Genomic DNA, 16,696 nt, shown 5'->3' on the forward strand with positions numbered 1-16,696 from the left:
ATATCGTCTGTAACTCAGACGATCTTGGAGACGACCGCCGCTCTCGCGGCACACGGAGCGCGCACGCATGACGGACTACGGCCACGACCTCATCCTCGGTACCTTCCACACCCCGCAGAACCGCGACCCGCAGGCGCCCGTGCGTCTCGCGCAGCTCGCCGAGAACGCGGGCCTGGACCTCGTGACCTTCCAGGACCACCCCTACCAGCCGGCCTTCCTCGACGCCTGGACCCTCATGACGTGGGTCGCCGCGTCGACCGAGCGCGTGCAGGTCGCGGGCAACGTCCTCAACCTGCCGCTGCGCCCGCCGGCCGTGCTGGCCCGTGCCGGGGCGAGCCTCGACCTGCTCTCGGGCGGCCGGTTCGCCATGGGCCTGGGAGCAGGCGCGTTCTGGGACGCCATCGAGGCCATGGGCACGCCGCGCCTCGCGCCGGGCGAGGCCGTCACGGCGCTCGAGGAGGCCATCGACATCATCCGAGGCATCTGGGACACGAGCGACCGCACGCCCCTGCGCGTGCACGGCACGCACCACCAGGTCGACGGCGCCAAGCGCGGCCCCGCCCCGGCGCACGACGTCCCGCTGTGGATCGGGGCGGTCAAGCCCCGCATGCAGCGGCTCATCGGCCGCAAGGGTGACGGCTGGCTGCCCTCGCTGTCCTACCTCCAGCCCGGCGACCTGGCCAAGGGCAACGCCGTGATCGACGAGGCCGCGCTCGCCGCGGGCCGCGACCCGAGCGCGGTGCGCCGCATGCTCAACGTCAACGGCAAGTTCTCCACGAGCCGGCTCGGCTACCTCCAGGGTCCGCCCGAGCAGTGGGTCGAGGAGCTCGGCGCGCTCGCGCTCGAGGACGGCGTCTCGGGGTTCGTCCTCGCGACCGACGACCCGCGCGAGATCCAGGTCTTCGGCGAGGAGGTCGCGCCCGCGCTGCGCGAGCTCGTCGCGACCGCGCGCCGGTCCGCCGGCACGGCGCCGGCCGCACGTCGCCGCGGGGCCGCTGCCCTCGCCGCGCGACGCGAGGGCATCGACTACGACTCGCTCCCCGCCGCCCTGGGCGAGCGCGCGGTCGAGCCCGGGGACCGTGCGTACGACGCGGTGCGGCACACCTACATGCGCTCGGGGGCCCCGGGCGTCGTGCTCCGTCCGCGCAGCGCGGACGAGGTCGCCGAGGCCGTCGTCTGGGCACGTGAGCAGGACGTTCCGCTCGCGGTGCGGTCGGCCGGCCACGGCATCAGCGGGCGCTCGACCAACGACGGAGGGGTCCTGCTCGACGTCGGCGCCCTGGACCAGGTCGTCGTGCCCGACGACGGGTCGCGCCGCGTGCGGCTGGGCGCCGGTGGGACCTGGGGTCAGGTCGCCGAGGTCCTCTCGCCCCACGGGCTCGCGATCAGCTCGGGGGACTCCGGGGGCGTGGGGGTCGGAGGGCTGGCCACGACGGGCGGGATCGGCCTCATGGGCCGCAAGCACGGCCTGACGATCGACCACGTCGTCGCGGCCGAGGTCGTCACGGCGGACGGGCGGGTGCGCGTCGTGGACGCCCGGAACGAGCCCGAGCTCTTCTGGGCGCTGCGCGGGGCGGGCGGCAACATGGGCGTCGTGACCTGGGTCGACGTCGAGGCGACGCCCGTGACGGACCTCGTCTACTCGATCATGGTGCTCGACGCCTCGGACACCGCCGGCCTGCTCGAGCGCTGGGCCGCGACGGTCGAGGCCGCGCCGCGCGAGCTCACGAGCTTCCTGCACATGAGCGCGGGCCGGGGCGGACGCGGGCCCATGGCCCAGCTCATGACCGTGTGGGCCGACGACGACACCGACGCCGCGATCCGCGCGCTCGAGAGCCTCGCCGACTCGGCGCCGCTGCTCGACCACCAGGCGGTGCTCACCCCGTACTCGGGGATCGTGCGCCGGGCCGACGCCCAGCACTCGGGCGGCGGGGAACCGGGATCGCGCTCGGGGCTGCTCGAGCACGTCGACCAGGCCACGGCCCGCGACCTCGCCCGCTTCCTCGGGAGCGGCGCGGCGCAGCTCCTCCAGCTCCGCGCGGTCGGCGGCGCGGTCAACGACGTCGCGGCCGACGCGACGGCCTATGCGCACCGCACCCAGAACTTCTCGGTCGCCGCGTTCGGGTCGCGGGGAGGTTCCGCGGGGATCGACGGCGTGTGGGACGACCTGGTGCACCCGCACACCGACGGGCTCTACCTGTCGTTCGAGACCGACGCGCGCCCCGAGCGCCTGCTCGAGGCGTTCCCCGAGCCCACGCTGACGCGCCTGCGCCAGGTCAAGCGCCAGGTGGACCCGACCAACCTGTTCTCGGCGAACTTCCCGATCCCGCCGGCCGACGCCTGACCGGTCCCCACGGCGGACGACGCAGGGCCCCGAGCCGCCCCCTGACGGCTCGGGGCCCTGCGTCGTCGGCCGACGTCCCCGACCCCGCCCCGACCTGGTGGGCCGCCGCGGGGTCGAGCTCGGGTCAGCCGACCAGGTTGAAGTCCTCGTCGAGGACCGTCCCCCGGTGCGGCTTGTAGAGGTCGTAGCCGCGCGGGTTGCACTGCAGGCCGCCGTTGATGCACTGCTTGACGAGCGCAGCCAGGACGTCCGGCTCCCAGGCGTTGATGAAGTCGTAGTGCCACGACTGGTCCGAGCCGCTGGCCAGCCGCACGTCCGACATGTCACCGCTCACGGGCCAGGCGATCTTGAACTCGAGCATGGGCACCGCGACCGGGTGGGTCATGGGGCACTGCCCCGCGACGGGGTAGGCCATGTGCGTGCCGTGCCCCATGTGCGAGGCGGCACCGGGCGTCAGGTGCTTGCCGTCCCAGCAGCTCGGCGACTGGTAGCGCAGGTTGAGCTGGCTGCCGGGGGCACAGCTGTCCGGGATCGACCAGCTCTTGGAGATCTCGCCGCACTCCCAGCCCTCGACCGCTCCCGGAGCCGTGCGGAACGAGTCGACGGTCGCCATCATGTCGCCCGCCACGAACTCCAGGCCCGCGGGGAACGGGACGACCTTGGTGTAGTCGTCGATCCCGGACTTGTAGTAGATCGTCATGGGGATGTCCGGCGCGATCGGGGTGTCCCCGCGGTAGAGCGCGGGGAACCAGTACGACGAGTGGTCCTGCGGCACGGTGCACGTCGAGTCCGTGCTCGCGAAGAGCGACTCGGGCGTCGTGAAGGCGTCGGTCGACCGGTTGCCGACGAACGTGTGCAGGTGCGAGGCGCCGGGCTGGCCCGGGAAGACGATCGGGTCGTCCTTCTCGAAGTGCGAGAACGAGCAGTTCGCCTGGAACTCGTGGTGCGTGACCTCGTCGTCGAACCCCGGGGTCTCGGGCACCTCGACGGGTGTGCCGTCCCCGAAGACCTCGAGCTCGTACAACGAGTAGCCGTAGCCCGTGGCTCGCTGGGTCCCGACGAGCTGGACGTAGCGACCCGTCGCGTCGACGTCGAGCGTCTGGCGCCCGCCCGTGCCGGCCGTGACGGTCGCCGCGGTGGTCCAGGTCGCGGCGTCGTCGGACACCTGGATCGTGAACGCCTTGCCGTACGCGGCCTCCCAGTCGAGGACCACCGTGTCGAGCGCGAACGAGTCGCCCAGGTCCACGCGGAACCACTGGTCGTCGCCCGGGGAGCTGGCCCACCGGGTGGACCGGTCGCCGTCGACCGCGAAGCGCGGGCCGAGCCCGCCGGACTCCGAGCTCGAGGCCTCGGTCAGCGCTCCTTGCGAGAGCAGGGTGCCCGGTGCGGCGCTCGCCGCTCCGGCCGCGCTGATCGCGATCGCGGACGAGGTGACCAACGCTGCGACCGAGAGCGAACCCACCAGGGCGCGGGCCCGTCGTCGGGCACGCGGCCTGCCGTGGCGCTGCGGGGCGTCCCCGGGCGCTCGGCGGGACGTGAGAGTGGTGCGGTGCATGCTTCCTCCTGTGACGTCGTTGTCGGGAGGCCGCGCCGGAGCGCGACGCGCCCACCACCGAGCGGTGGCCCCCGGGCGCGGGTCCGGGTGGGAGCGGGGCGCCGCTCCCACCCGGGGTCTCGTCAGCGCGCGTAGACGCCGAGCTCGAAGAGCGAGTAGCCCCACTCGGTGCCGCGCTCCGTGAGGTTCAGTCGCACGTAGCGCCCGGACCCCGCGACGTCGATGTCGTCGACGCCGCCGTTGCCGCCCGTGACGGTCTTGACGGTCGACCACGTCGAGCCGTCGTCCGAGGTCTGGACCTCGTACGACTTCCCGTAGGCCGCCTCCCACACGAGCTGGAGGTGGTCGAACGACCGGACCGAGCCCAGGTCGACCTGGAACCAGGCCGTCGGGCCCCACTGGCTGGCCCAGCGCGTCCCCAGGTCGCCGTCGACCGCGCGGGCGGCCGAGTAGTCGCCGTTCCACGGGTCGAAGCTCGACGCGGTGGCGGGCTCGCCCAGCGCGAGGTTGGTGCCCTGGACCGCGGGCGGGACCACGCGCAGCGACCTGGTCTCGACGCCCACGTTGCCCTGGCCGTCCTCGGCGAACACGTAGACCTTCCACACGCCGAGGCGCTCGGGCGCGGTGACCGTGAACTTCCCGGGAGCGGTCTGCGTGAGCGCGGTCCAGGCGAGCCCGCCCGCCCCGTCGATGTACTTGCTGTTGAAGAAGGCGACGTAGTTGATCGGGTCACCGTCGGGGTCGGTCGCGGTCAGGTTCAGGTTCACCGGGGACCCGGCGACGATGCTCGTCGAGCCCGGCACGTCCATGCTCTGGATGCGGGGCGGGGTGTTCATGGCGGACGTGTCGACGCCCCACGCCTTGGCGATCGAGTAGTAGCCGAGGCGCTTGTTGTCGCCCGGGATCACGTTGAACCAGACACCGCCGAAGTCGCCCTCGGTGCCGTAGTGGAAGAACGTCGCGCCGAGCGCCTTGCCCTCGTGCTCCATGAGGCACTTCCAGGACGAGACGTACGCCGCGCCCTTCTCGATGTCGGTCGGCTCGTCGGGCACGCCGTTGACGTCGTCCGGCACCTCCCACTCGCCGGCCGCGCCGCCCTCGGTCAGCAGGTAGGGCTTGTCGTAGCCGCCAGCCTCCCAGTTCTCGCGGATGTTGCACACGTCGCCGTAGGCGTTGATCGAGAGCAGGTCGAGGTCCGGGGCGTTGGCCTTGAGGTACGGCCAGGCGCCGGCCCAGGCGTCGGTGTTGGTCGTGGGGTGGTTCGGGTCGATCTGGTGGATCGCGACGCTGACCTCGTTGACGAACGCGGCGTACGCGTTGCGCTCGGCCTCGAGGACCGCGCCCGAGAAGCAGTTCTGCAGGCCCAGGATCGCCTCGTTGCCGATGTTCCACATCAGGACGCCCGGGTGGTTCTTGTAGGTCTCGACCCAGCGGAGGGTGTCGGCCTTGGTCGTCGACTTGTAGCCGGCGTCGGTCGTGTAGCTGATGCACCCGCCCGAGCCCGGTCCGCCGCCCGGCAGGAGCCAGAAGCCCATGACCACGCGGACGTCGTGAGCGGCCGCGGAGTCGAGCAGCTGCTTGGTGTCGGCCCCCGTGCCCCACGTGCGGACCGTGTTGGCGCCCATGGCGACGAGCGGACCCATGTAGTGGTCGGCCGAGGCGAACGCCGGTCCCCAGGTGAAGCCCTTGACCGTGTACGGCTTGCCGTCGACCTGGAGGTCCCAGTCGCCGCTGCTGCCCACGACCTTCACGGTGCTCGGACCCGAGTCCGGCACGGGCACGTTCGGGTGGCCCGGGTTCACGTAGTCGGGGTCGACGGGATCGACGGGATCGACGGGGCCGGCGCCCGGCGTGCCGAAGACCTTGAGCTCCCACAGGGAGCTCCCGTAGCCCGTGGCGCGCTGCGTCGCGAGGAGCCGGACGTAGCGGCCGGCGCCCGTGACGGCGAGCGTCTGGTCACCGCCGGTCGAGCTCTGCGTCGAGTAGACGTCGGTCCAGGTCGTGGCGTCGTCCGAGACCTGGATCTGGTACGCCTTGGCGTGCGCCGACTCCCACTGGAGCTCGACGCGCTCGATCGTCGAGCGCTGCTGGAGGTCGACCTGGATCCACTGGGGATCCGACCAGGCGCTGGCCCAGCGCGTGCCGGGGTTGCCGTCGACTGCCGCCGAGGCGGGCGTGTAGTCGGGGTTCTCGACCGACGACGCGGTGGCCGGCTTGCCCTGGGACAGCAGGGTCGGGGCCGCCTCGGCTGCTCCGACGGGTACCAGGGTCGCGGACGCGACGAGGAGCGACAGGGCGAGCGCGGTCAGGCTGCGCCGCCTCCGGTGCTGCGGTCTGGCAGGGGTGTGCGGGGGTCTCATGTTCTACCTCTCGGGGGAGACAGGAGTCCTGGCCGTCGTCGGCAGGCTCCGGGAGTCAGTTCTTCGTCGAGCTGGATCCATCCGGGAGAGCGCTCTCATCCGAATTCGGAGTATTCCGGCGTTCGGGAGGGCTGTCAAGGGAACGGTTCCCACGTTCGTGCGGCCGGGGTGAAGTTCCCGGAGCCGGCGCGGGTGCTGGAGGGGTCCAGGAAGCCAGTGATTGCCTCGCTTCTGGGCGTTGGCGTGTCTGCGGAAGCCGGGAAAGCGCTATCCCATCAGTGCTAGCGTCACCCCTGTGACAGCACCTCGTCCTTCCGCCGGCCCGACGCTCGACGACGTCGCGCGCGTCGCGGGTGTCTCGCGTGCGACCGCGTCGCGCGTCATCAACGGCAAGCGCAAGGTCGCGCCCGCCCTCCAGGAGCTCGTGCAGAGCGCGGTCGCCGAGACGGGCTACGCCCCGCACCGGGCGGCCCGCACGCTCGTGACGCGCCGGACGGGGAGCGTCGCGCTCGTGATCTCCGGGACGGACCCCGAGACGGATCCCGTGACCGACCCCGGGTCGGGCGGGAGCCGCTACGCGGGCCACGTGTTCGACGACCCGTTCTTCGGGCGCATCGTCGCGGGCATCGTCCGGGCCCTGCGCCCGCACGACGTGCACCCGGTCCTCATGCTCGCCGAGGACGACGCGGCCCGGGCGCAGGTCGTCTCGTACGTCCGGCAGGGCAACGCCGACGGCGTCCTGCACGTCTCGACCCGCGCCGACGACCCGCTGCCCGCCCTCCTGGTCGAGGTCGGGCGCCCCGCCGTGCTGTTCGCGCGCCCGACCGCGCCGCTCCCGATCAGCTTCGTCGACCTGGCCAACCGGGACGGGGGAGCGCTCGCGGCGGAGCGGTTCGTGGCCGACGGCAGGACGGCCCCGGCCGCGATCTCCGGCCCGCTCGGCGTGCTCGCGGCGAGCGACCGGCTCGCCGGTTTCCGCGACGCCCTCGCGCGGCGAGGTCATGCCTACGTGCCGTCGGTCGAGGGGAACTTCACGATCGAGAGCGGTGACGCCGCGATGCGGACGCTGCTCGAGCAGATGCCCGGGGTCGACGCGGTCTTCGCGGGGAACGACCTCATGGCCCAGGGGGCGATCGACGTGCTGCACGAGGCCGGACGACGCGTCCCCGAGGACGTCGCGGTCATCGGTTTCGACGACACGGCGCTCGCGCAGCGCGCCCGCCCGGCCCTGACGACCGTGCGTCAACCGGTCGAGGAGATGGCGGGCGAGATGGTGCGGCTCCTCCTCGAGCGCATCGAGGACCCGACGCTCGCGGTGCGCTCGGTGCTGTTCGAGCCCGCGCTCGTGGTGCGCGGCTCGGCCTGAGGTGCCGGCCGACGGCCCGCCCGGGTCCGCGACGTCGTGTCGCGGACCCGGGCGGGCCGGTCGGTCACCCGGTCAGGAGGTCAGCAGGTCCTCCCGTCGAACGTCGCGGGCACGACCGTCGTGACGGCCTCCCCGTCGACCGTGCCCGTCGCGGTCACCGAGGTGCTGCCCGCCGCGACCGCAGCCGCCCGGGCGTTGAAGCTCTGCGCCGCGAGCTTGCCCCCCGCCACCTGGGAGAACGTCTTGGTGCCGTACGGCGTGGCGAGCGCGACGTCGACCGGCGCGCCCTCCTTGTTGGTCGCCGTGACCGCGAGCTGGACCTTGCCGGCCACGCAGCGCGTGACGGCCGTGGCCTGCACGTCGAGCGCCGGGGCGGGCGTCACGTCGACACCACCGTAGAAGGCGACGTAGCTCGGGATGGTGTCCGGTCCGTCGGCGCGCGGGCCGACCCCGTTGATGACGGCCTCGAAGATGCCCTCTCCGCCGAGCGAGACGACGAGCATGTTGTGCATCTTGACACCGGCCACCTGGGGGACCTCGAAGCCGCCGTCGACGACGATCTCGGTCTCCTCGGTGTCGGAGGTGAAGTTGGAGTAGGAGCCCAGGCCCCAGGCCTCGTGGTTCTTCACGCCGTCCGCGACCTTGTAGGCCGCCCACCCTCGGGTGTCGCCGTTCTGCCAGGCCGCCTGGTCCGGGACGTCGTACGGCAGCTCGTTCTGGTAGAACACGGTCTTGCCCCGCTCGCCGTTCCACAGGGTGTTGTACTTCTGGTAGTGCTCGACGAACAGGCCGTACGCCGAGACGTCGTCCCCGTTGACCACGAACCCGTAGTCGGACGTGTTGAGGTCCCAGCCGATGCCCTCGCCGTGGTCACCGCGCCACGACCACACGTGGTCGACGATGGTGTCGTCGGCGTTGATGATCATGGCCGCGTCGACCTTGCCCGCGACGGCCCCGCCCACGCGCATGAACACGTCGTGCAGGACGATCGGGTCGTCCGAGTGGTCGGTGTGGACGCCCTCGTCGCCGACGACGAACAGCGCCGGGGACTCGGTGACCGCGGCGTCGAACAGGATGCCGGCGACCGTGATGCCGTCCTCGTCGGCCACGTGCATGCCGACGCCGCCGTGCTCGGGGATGATCGTCGCGTAGCCGAGGCCCAGGACGACCGTCCCGGGCCGGTCGACCTGGATCGTCTGGTCCACGCGGTAGACGCCCGGGGTCATGAGCAGGTTCTTGCCCGCGGCCAGGGCCGCGTTGATCTCGGCCGCGGTGTCGCCCTCCTTGGCCACGAAGAAGTCGTCGAGCGGGACCGACGTGCCGGCCGTGTGGCCGTTCTTCCAGGTGGTGCCCGTCGTGCCCTCGCGCAGCTCGGGGACGAACACGGCCCACTCGTCGCCGTCGAGGTAGAGGTAGGGCTTCTCGCGGACGGTGCCCGTGGTGTCGAGCCGGGTCACCGGGGGCTTGGGCCACGTCGCGGCCGTGGGCAGCGTGCCCTCGACGCCCGAGTAGACCATGTTCCAGACGCCGCCCTTCCACTCGCCGACCGAGCTGTCGCGGGCGTACCACTGCTGCTGGGTCCAGGACTCGACCACGCCGGTCACGTTCGTGTCGGCGATGTAGCCGCCCGAGGACCAGCCGTAGGCCGACGAGTCGAGCTGCAGGCCGCCGTTGACCTGGATGCGACGGAACGGTGCCGCCTGCGACGTGGCCCAGCGGGCCATGCCGTCGTCGGGCGTGATCGACAGGTTCTCGGCCGAGCGCCAGAAGTTCTGGGTCGCGTTGCCGCCGAACCACTGCGCGTCGACCCAGTCGCCGCCCTTCACGGTCACGTCGGTCGGGTCCTGGCCGACACCCGAGAGCGAGGTGTAGAAGCCGATGCGCGCGTCGACCTCGTACTCACCGGGCGTGAAGAGGAACTGGTACCGGCCGGGGCCGAACTGGTCCTGCTCCTGCTGGGCGAACACGGTGTCGATCTGGTGCTGGATCGCGGAGTCCGGCATCGAGGGGTCGAACACGAAGACGTTCGGGCCGAACAGGTCGGTCGTCGGGTCGATCGAGGCGCCGGGGGTCAGGACGCGGAGCTCGTACATCGAGTACCCGAACGTCGTCCCGCGGGCGACGCCCTGCCAGCGCACGTAGCGCGCCGAGGTCGTGTCGAACGTGACGACGTCGGTCCCGCCGTCCTGGTTGCGCGCCTGCGCGGCGGAGGTCCACGTGGAGCCGTCGGTCGAGAGCTCGATGTCGTAGTCCTTGCCGTACGCGCCCTCCCAGAGGATGCTCACGCCACAGACCTCGTTGGCCTCGCCCAGGTCCACCTGGAGCCACTCGTCGTCCTGGCCCGTCCACGTGGTCGTGTCGAGCACAGAGCCCCAGCGGGTGCTGGTGTTCTGGTCGACGGCCTTGGCCGGGGTCGAGTCGCCCTGCTGCGACGAGGCCGTCGCGGTGGCTCCTGCGGTCACGTCGGTCAGGCAGGCCGTGGGGTTGGTGGGATCGACCGGGTCCACGGGGTCCACCGGGTCGACCGGTCCGCCTGCGGGCTCGCCGAACACGCGGAACTCCCACAGCGAGTAGCCGTACCCCGTACCGCGGACGTCGCCGAGCAGGCGGACGTAGCGGCCGGCGCCGTCGACGTCGAGCACGTCCGCCCCGCCGTCGCCGTTCGTCACGGTGCTCAGGGTGGTCCAGCTCGTGCCGTCGTCGGAGGTCTGGATCCGGTACCCCTTGCCGTAGGCGCCCTCCCAGTCGAGCTCGACCCGGTCGATCGTGGCCCGCTGGCCCAGGTCGACCTGGATCCACTGCGGGTCGGCCGCCAGGCTCGACCAGCGGCTGCCGCCGTCGCCGTCGAACGCCTCGCCGGCCTGGTAGCCGTTGGGCGACTGCGTCGAGGACGCCGTCGCGGGCTTGCCCTGGGACAGGAGCGTGGGGCCGTCGGCCGCTGCCGCGGGGACGAGCGGGACCGCGAGGCCTGCCGCCGCGACCGCCAGGGCGAGGGCCGCTCCGGCTCCTCGGCGGGACGGGCGTCTCCGGCGCTGCGGGACGGGTGCCGCAGGCGGCACGGTGGGAAGGGGCGAGAAGGGCATCGGTTCTCTCCTAGGTCGTCGTCGACCGCGTCCAGGCTCTACGCCGAGCAGGACGCACGTCGTGAGAGAGCGCTCTCTCACGATGTCGGCCAGTATTCAGGGGAGCGGGTCCGGCGTCAAGAGAGCGCTCTCCCGCGATCTTCGCGACAGCCGGGCGCGACCCGACGCGCAGGGCCGCGCTCCGCCGTCGGGCCCGGGGCTGTCCCAGGAGCGCGCTCCGCGCTGCTAGCCTCGCCCCATGCGTGAGGACGGCCGAGTCTCGACGCCCCCGACGCTCGAGGACGTCGCCCGGGTGGCGGGAGTCTCGCGCGCCACGGTGTCCCGGGTGATCAACCAGAAGCGCCAGGTCGCGCCCGACCTCAAGGCGGTCGTCGAGAAGGCGATCGTCGAGACGGGGTACGTGCCCAACCGCGCGGCCCGCTCGCTCGTCACGGGCAGGACGGGCACGGTCGCGGTCGTGATCTCAGGCGTGGACCCGGAGATCGAGGGCAACCAGATGACCGGCCAGGTCTTCGCGGACCCGTTCTTCGGCCGCATCGTCGCCGCGTTCGTGCGCGCCCTGCGCCCCCACGACCTGCACCCCGTGCTCATGCTCGCCGAGACCGACGACGCGCGCGCCCAGGTCATGACCTACCTCCGCCAGGGCAACGCCGACGGTGCGCTCCTCGTCGCCGCGCAGGCCGACGACCCCCTGCCCGGCATGCTCGTCGAGGCCGGCCAGCGCGCGGTCCTGTTCGCGCGTCCCGAGCCTGCGCTGCCCATCAGCTTCGTCGACGTCGCCAACCGCGACGGCGCGCGGCTCGCGGCCAAGCACCTCATCGAGCGCGGCTGCGACGAGCTCGCCGTCATCTCGGGGCCCTCGGGCCTCTACGCGGCCGAGGAACGCCTCGCGGGCTTCCGTGACGAGGTCTCGCGGCACGGGCGCGCGTACGTACCCGAGGTCTCGGGCGAGTTCACGCTCGAGGGCGGTGAGGCCGCGATGGAACGCCTCCTCGACACCGTCCCCGGGCTCGACGGCGTGTTCGCCGCGAACGACTACATGGCCCAGGGTGCCGTGCACGCGATCCAGGCCCGTGGCCTGCGCGTCCCCGAGGACGTCGCCGTGGTCGGGTTCGACGACAGCTCGATCGCGCCCCTGTGCCGCCCGGCCCTGACGAGCGTGCGCCAGCCCGTCGAGGAGATGGCGGCCGAGATGGCGCGGCTCCTCATCGGGCAGATCGCCGAGGGCGAGCGCCAGGTGCGCTCGGTCGTGTTCGACCCGACCCTCGTGGTGCGCGACTCGGCCTGAGAAAGCCGGAGACCCCGACCGGACCCGGGGTGCAGAATGGCAGCATGCCTCTTGCACCCCGCTACCTCGCTGCCGACGACCGCTACGAGTCCATGACGTACCGGCGCTCCGGTCGCAGCGGACTCGCCCTCCCTGCACTGTCGCTGGGCCTCTGGCACAACTTCGGTGACGTCAACCCGTTCGACAACCAGCGCGCGATCCTGCGCCGCGCGTTCGACCTGGGGATCACGCACTTCGACCTCGCGAACAACTACGGCCCGCCCTACGGCTCGGCCGAGGAGAACTTCGGGCGCCACCTCGCGCGCGACCTGCGCCCCTACCGCGACGAGCTCGTGATCTCGAGCAAGGCCGGCTACGACATGTGGCCCGGCCCCTACGGCGACGGCGGCTCGCGCAAGTACCTGCTGTCCTCGCTCGACCAGTCGCTCGCCCGCATGGGCCTCGACTACGTCGACATCTTCTACTCGCACCGGTTCGACCCCACGGTCCCGCTCGAGGAGACCATGGGCGCGCTCCACACGGCCGTGGTGAGCGGACGCGCGCTGTACGTCGGCGTGTCCAACTACTCGCCGTCGCAGACGCGCGAGGCCGCGCAGATCCTCGCCGACCTGGGTACCCCGCTGCTCATCCACCAGCCCAGCTACTCGATGTTCAACCGGCACGTCGAGCTGCCCGAGGCCGGGCACGACGACGGCGAGAACCTGCTCGACGTCGTCGAGGACCTCGGCGTCGGCACCATCGTCTTCTCGCCGCTCCAGCAGGGCCTGCTGACGGACCGCTACCTCTCGGGCGAGGTGCCCGCGGACTCGCGCGCCGCCGTCGGGCACTTCCTCAAGCCCACCGCGATCTCCGAGACGTACCTCGAGCGTGCCCGCGCGCTGAACGAGATCGCAGCCGGACGGGGCCAGTCGCTCGCGCAGCTCGCCCTGAGCTGGGTCCTGCGCGACGAGCGCATCACCTCGGCGCTCGTGGGCGCGAGCAGCGTCGCGCAGCTCGAGAACAACGTCGCCGCGCTCGACGCCCCCGCGCTCACGGCCGAGGAGATCGCGGCGATCGAGCCGTTCGCGGTCGACGGCACGACGCGCTGAGCACGGTGTCCTGACGGTCGGTCGGGCGGCGTCGAGCCGTCCGACCGGCCATGGGTCCGGCGCCCCGGGGGGGGCCGGGAACCGGGCCGCTCCGCTCAGCTCCAGCGCTGGACCGCGAGCGGGGCGGCCTCTGCGAGCTCACGGACCACGGGGTGCTCGCTCTCGGCGAGGACCTGCTGGAGCGGGCCGGACTCGACGAACTCCCCGTCGACCAGCAGGTGCGCGGACGTCGTCATGCGGTGCACGAGCTCGAGGTCGTGGGACACCAGGAGCACACCTGTCCCGAGCTGTGCCGCGGCGTCCTTGACGCGCCCGGCGATCTCGCCGCGCATGGTCGGGTCGAGCGCGGTGAGCGGCTCGTCGAGCAGCAGGATGTCCGGGCGCGTCGCGAGGGCCCGGGCCAGGGCCACGCGCTGGCGCTCACCCCCCGACAGGGTGCGCAGCGGCCGGTCGGTGTAGCGGTGCTCGAGCGCGACGAGGTCGAGCAGGTCCTCGATCGACTGGCCCGAGGGGCGCCCGCCCTTGCGTGCGTCGGTCAGCCCGGACTTGAGCACGTGCGTCACGGTGCTCGCGGGGTCGATCCCGGGCAGGCCGTCCTGCGACACGCGCCGCACGGCGGCCTTGAAGGTCTTCTTGTCGCGACGGCCCAGGCGGGTCACGGTGCGCCCGCCCCACGTCACGGTCCCGCTCGAGGGCTTGATCTCGCCGAGCAGCGCGCTGATGAACGTCGACTTCCCGACGCCCGACGGGCCCACGATCCCCACGGGCTCCTGGCCCGCCGAGAGCTCGATCGAGACGCCGCGCAGGACGTCGGCGCCGCCGTGCCCGGCCCAGAGGTCGCGCGCCTGGAGGGTGTGGGTCGTCGTCATGCGCGGTCCTTCCGAGGGTGGGTCAACCGGTGCGGGGGCGTGGGTGTCCCCGATGGTCCAACGAACGACGGTACCCGCGTTCTCCCGGTCTCCGGTGCGGCGCAGGTCACACCTGCACCCCACCGCGCGCGCGACGGGCGTGCGTCAGTCGCTGGTCGTCCATGCCGACGGCGACGCGACGACGTCCCGCAGCACCGTCCGCGCGCCGCCGATCATGGCTGCGTGCCCGGCCACGAGCGCGGGCCGCAGGTCGAGCTCGGTCCACGGCGACGCGAGGACGCGCGTCGTGAGCTCGGCCGTCAGGGGCTCGCGCAGGTGCGGCAGCAGGTCGGTGTAGATCCCGCCGAGCAGCACGGTCTCGATGTCGATGAGGTTGACGAAGTTCGCGAGCGCGCGCCCCAGCGCGGTCCCGGCCGAGGCGGCGGCGTCGAGGGCCGACGGCGCGCCCTCCTCGAGCGCGTCGAGGAACCTCTCGACGGGTGCGTCGAGGGGGATGCCGGCCGCGCGCAGCATCGCGTCCTTGCCCGCGTACTGCTCGAGGCAGCCCGTGGCCCCGCACAGGCACCGGGGCCCGTGCGGGTCGACCACGACGTGCCCGATCTCGCCGCTCCAGCCCCGGTTGCCCAGGAAGAGCTCGCGGTCGATCACGATCGCGGAGCCGATGCCCACCTCGCCCGAGACGTACAGGAACGACGACGGCACGGGGGGAGCGACGTCGTCGGGCCCGGGAGACGGTGCGCGTGCGATCGTCGAGCCCGCGCGCGGGTCCCCCTCGCCCGGCGAGGCCGGGGCCACGAGCTGGGCGAGCCCGGCGAGGTTGGCCTCGTTGGCGATCTGGACCGGCAGGCGCTCGGGCAGGCCGAGCAGCGGGACGGGCAGGAACGAGGACCAGCCGAGGTTGGGGGCGACCTGGAGGCGACCTGCGCGCGCGTCGACCAGGCCGGGCAGGGCGAGCCGTGCGCCCGCGACCTGCATGTCCTGGGCCTCGACCTCCTCGACGAGGCGGCGGGCCAGGGCGCCCAGGCGCCCGAGGACCTCGGCGGGGTCGCTGCCGTGCAGGTCGCCCGGGACGACCTCCTGCGCGACGACCTGACCGGTGAGGTCGAGGACCGTGCCGCCCAGGTAGTCGACGTTGACCTCGAGCCCCAGCCCGACGACGGTCCGCTCGGCGGGCGTGAGCGGGACGGCGGGGCGGCCTGCCCGAAGGGGCGTCGCGGGTGGGAGCTCGCGCACGAGCCGTGCCTCGATGAGCTGGTCGACCAGGACGGACACCGTGGCGCGGGTCAGGCCCGTGCTCCCGGCGATGTCTGCGCGCGACCTGGGGGTCGTGGCGTCGAAGATCGCCTGCGAGACCAGGGCGAGGTTGTACTCGCGCAGGGTGTGCTGGCGGGCGGCCGTGGAGCGCCCCCTGGTGGGCGTCCTGACGCTGGTCGAGGACTCGTCGCGGTTCACGTCTTGACCTTACCGACAGGACCACATAAGTTCATCCATACAACAAATGGCGGCCTGCTCGAGGAGCCGGCCCATCTCGACGAGGAGACTGTCGTGGCTGACGCGACCGAGCAGAACATCAACTTTTCCTTCGGCCTGTGGACCGTGGGGTGGACCGGCCAGGACCAGTTCGGCGGAGCCAGCCGCCCCCACCTCGACCCGGCCGAGTCCGTCCGCAAGCTCGCGGACCTCGGTGCGTGGGGCTTCACGTTCCACGACGACGACGTCGTGCCCTTCGGCTCGGACGACGCGACGCGCGAGCAGCTCCTCGGCGAGGTCAAGAAGGCCGCCGACGAGACCGGCCTGACCATCGAGATGGTCACGACCAACCTCTTCAGCCACCCGGTCTTCAAGGACGGCGGCCTGACCTCGAACGACCGCGGCGTCCGTCGCTACGCGCTGCGCAAGGTGCTGCGCAACGTCGACCTCACCGCCTCGCTCGGCGCCAAGACGTTCGTCATGTGGGGTGGCCGCGAGGGCACCGAGTACGACGGCGCCAAGGACCTCCACTCCGCGCACGAGCGCTACGCCGAGGGCCTCGACCTCACCGCCGCGTACATCAAGGACCAGGGCTACGACATCAAGATCGCGCTCGAGCCCAAGCCCAACGAGCCCCGCGGCGACATCTTCCTCCCGACGATCGGGCACGCGCTCGCGCTCATCGCGCAGCTCGAGCACGGCGACATCGTGGGCCTCAACCCGGAGACGGGCCACGAGCAGATGGCGGGCCTGAACTACACGCACGGCCTCGCGCAGGCGCTGTGGGCCGGCAAGCTCTTCCACATCGACCTCAACGGCCAGCGGTCCATCAAGTTCGACCAGGACCTCGTGTTCGGTCACGGCGACCTGCTCTCCGCGTTCTTCACGGTCGACCTCATCGAGAACGGCTTCCCGAACGGCGGACCCCGCTACGAGGGCCCCCGCCACTTCGACTACAAGCCCTCGCGCACCGAGAACGAGGTCGGCGTCTGGGACTCCGCCAAGGCCAACATGGAGACCTACTCGATGCTCGCGCGCAAGTCCGCCGAGTACCGGGCCGACCCCGAGGTCCAGGCCGCGTTCAAGCACTCGGGCGTGTTCGAGCTCGGCGAGAGCACGCTGGGTGCGGGCGAGTCCGTCGCCGACCTGCTCGCGGACCGCTCGGCCTACGAGGAGTTCGACGTCGAGGCCGCCGCCGAGCGTGACTTCGGCTTCGTGCGCCTCAACCAGCTCGCGCTCAAGCACCTGATCGGCTGATGAGGGGCGCAATCGT

General features: G+C 72.3%; 10 protein-coding genes. 5 read left to right on the forward strand and 5 right to left on the reverse strand.

The features are described from left to right. Window positions 1–67: 67 nt before the first annotated feature. The gene (locus ASE27_RS10475; protein WP_056649564.1) at window positions 68–2,344 is read left to right on the forward strand and encodes an LLM class flavin-dependent oxidoreductase; all 2,277 of its coding nucleotides are present in this window, start codon (window positions 68–70) and stop codon (window positions 2,342–2,344) included. A gap of 124 nt (window positions 2,345–2,468) precedes the next feature. Here the strand turns inward: ASE27_RS10475 and ASE27_RS10480 are convergent, their stop codons facing one another. After that, a complete protein-coding gene (locus ASE27_RS10480; protein WP_082608789.1) occupies window positions 2,469–3,899 on the reverse strand; it encodes a DUF1996 domain-containing protein in 1,431 nt (476 codons plus the stop codon). Between the two features lie 122 nt (window positions 3,900–4,021). Next, window positions 4,022–6,259: a discoidin domain-containing protein gene (locus ASE27_RS10485; protein ID WP_056649567.1), complete on the reverse strand. Its 2,238-nt coding sequence runs from the start codon at window positions 6,257–6,259 to the stop codon at window positions 4,022–4,024. Window positions 6,260–6,554: 295 nt separating this feature from the next. Here ASE27_RS10485 and ASE27_RS10490 point away from each other — a divergent pair, with 295 nt between their 5' ends. Then, entirely contained in the window at window positions 6,555–7,625 is a 1,071-nt protein-coding gene (locus tag ASE27_RS10490) for a LacI family DNA-binding transcriptional regulator (protein ID WP_056649570.1), read from the forward strand. A gap of 80 nt (window positions 7,626–7,705) precedes the next feature. On the opposite strand, the gene ASE27_RS10495 is transcribed toward ASE27_RS10490, so the two are convergent. Then, window positions 7,706–10,708 (reverse strand): discoidin domain-containing protein, encoded by a 3,003-nt coding sequence (locus ASE27_RS10495; RefSeq protein WP_082608790.1) that lies wholly within the window; start codon window positions 10,706–10,708, stop codon window positions 7,706–7,708. A 238-nt stretch (window positions 10,709–10,946) separates the two neighbouring features. Here ASE27_RS10495 and ASE27_RS10500 point away from each other — a divergent pair, with 238 nt between their 5' ends. Both ASE27_RS10500 and mgrA read left to right on the forward strand, forming a co-directional pair. After that, window positions 10,947–11,996, forward strand: a complete 1,050-nt coding sequence (locus ASE27_RS10500; protein WP_056649573.1) for a LacI family DNA-binding transcriptional regulator — start codon at window positions 10,947–10,949, stop codon at window positions 11,994–11,996. Window positions 11,997–12,040: 44 nt separating this feature from the next. Next, entirely contained in the window at window positions 12,041–13,084 is a 1,044-nt protein-coding gene (gene mgrA, locus ASE27_RS10505; RefSeq protein WP_056649576.1) for an L-glyceraldehyde 3-phosphate reductase, read from the forward strand. A 95-nt stretch (window positions 13,085–13,179) separates the two neighbouring features. Here the strand turns inward: mgrA and ASE27_RS10510 are convergent, their stop codons facing one another. Continuing rightward, window positions 13,180–13,953 carry an ABC transporter ATP-binding protein gene (locus ASE27_RS10510; protein WP_056649579.1) on the reverse strand — a complete coding sequence of 258 codons (774 nt, stop codon included), beginning with the start codon at window positions 13,951–13,953 and terminating at the stop codon, window positions 13,180–13,182. A 144-nt stretch (window positions 13,954–14,097) separates the two neighbouring features. Continuing rightward, window positions 14,098–15,405, reverse strand: coding sequence for an ROK family protein (locus ASE27_RS10515; RefSeq protein WP_056649582.1), 1,308 nt, complete (start codon window positions 15,403–15,405; stop codon window positions 14,098–14,100). Window positions 15,406–15,498: 93 nt separating this feature from the next. Here ASE27_RS10515 and xylA point away from each other — a divergent pair, with 93 nt between their 5' ends. After that, entirely contained in the window at window positions 15,499–16,680 is a 1,182-nt protein-coding gene (gene xylA, locus ASE27_RS10520) for a xylose isomerase (RefSeq protein ID WP_056649586.1), read from the forward strand. Window positions 16,681–16,696: the final 16 nt, after the last annotated feature.

Source organism: Oerskovia sp. Root918 (assembly GCF_001428945.1).
Taxonomy (GTDB): Bacteria; Actinomycetota; Actinomycetes; order Actinomycetales; family Cellulomonadaceae; genus Oerskovia; species Oerskovia enterophila.